Below are 1,207 nucleotides of genomic sequence, written 5' to 3' on the forward strand. Positions count from 1 at the left end.
ATTCACTTTTGAAAAATTTTAGAGAGCTCCAGCCGAAAAAACAAAAAGCAATCTTGTGGCTGATTTCTGATTAAGCAAAAGAGTAACAATTAATATTATTCCATTCATATACCCCTTAAGTCAAATTCAAACCAGCACTCCACACCCTTCAAAATCACGCCATTTTATGGGATATTGATTTTTCTTGCCAATCTCCTGAAATTACTTTATGAATTGGCCTGTGTTTTTTGGTCGTCTACGCAGCGGTCAATAAGGAGTTGGATTCCTTAAAACTTAAACATAAACAATTATGGCTATCCCGGAAATTCCGGGGGCTTTTGTTATGTCCAAGTGCTTTAAGCACTAAAAACAAGAGACTGTTTAAGTTCAGTGAATCCAACCTCCCGGAATACCAATGCGAGGGCGCTTGCAACCGGAGGAGGGCTTGAAGTGCCAACTAAAAATCCAAATTTTATCGACATTTCTGATTAAGCAAAAGACGCGATTTATAATCCATATTTCGCACTTTTTTAAAAAGTACCCAATCTTATAGTCTTGGAGATTATTTTCATTTTTCTTGCCAATCTCCTGAAATTACTTTATTGATAAGCACGTGTTTTTGATCGTCCACGCAACGATCAAATAGGGAGCTAAAAGCCCGAAAGCTTAATACATAAATTTATCCCGCATTGCGGGTATCCCGTAATTCCGGGAGATTTTGCTATGTCCAGGTGCGTTTCCGCACTAAAAGCAAAAAGCTGAGTCAAGTCAGTGTTTTCAGACCCCGGAATACCAATGCGAGGGCGCTTGCAACCGGAGGAGGGCTTGAAGTGCCAACTAAAAATCCAAATTTTATCGACATTTTGATAGGAAAAAGACGCGATTTATAATCCATATTTCGCACTTTTTTAAAAAGTACCCAATCTTATAGTCTTTGAGATTATTTTGATTTTTCTTGCCAATTTTCTGAAATTGCCTTATAAATGAATACTGTAATTTTGGTCGTATACGCAACGACCAATAGGGAACTAAAAGCCCTAAATCCGAGCGTACAATTGAGCCCACTTTTGTGGGTATCCCGGAATTCCGGGAGTTTTTGCTATGTCCAGGTGCTTTTCCGCACTAAAAGCAAAAAAACTGACTCGGATTCAGTACTTTTAGACTCCCGGAATACCAATGCGAGGGCGCTCGCAACCGGAGGGGGGCTTGAAGTGCAAACCAAAAATCC

The 1,207-nt window shown here is 39.6% G+C and carries 1 pseudogene; it reads left to right on the forward strand.

From position 1 onward, the window contains the following. Positions 1-74: pseudogene (locus tag ACFILT_RS03635) on the forward strand (transcriptional regulator); the annotation flags it as partial. Between the last annotated feature and the right edge of the window lie 1,133 nt (positions 75-1,207).

Origin of the sequence: Bartonella sp. AP7XZML (assembly GCF_042195745.1) — a bacterium.
Classification (GTDB): Bacteria; Pseudomonadota; Alphaproteobacteria; order Rhizobiales; family Rhizobiaceae; genus Bartonella.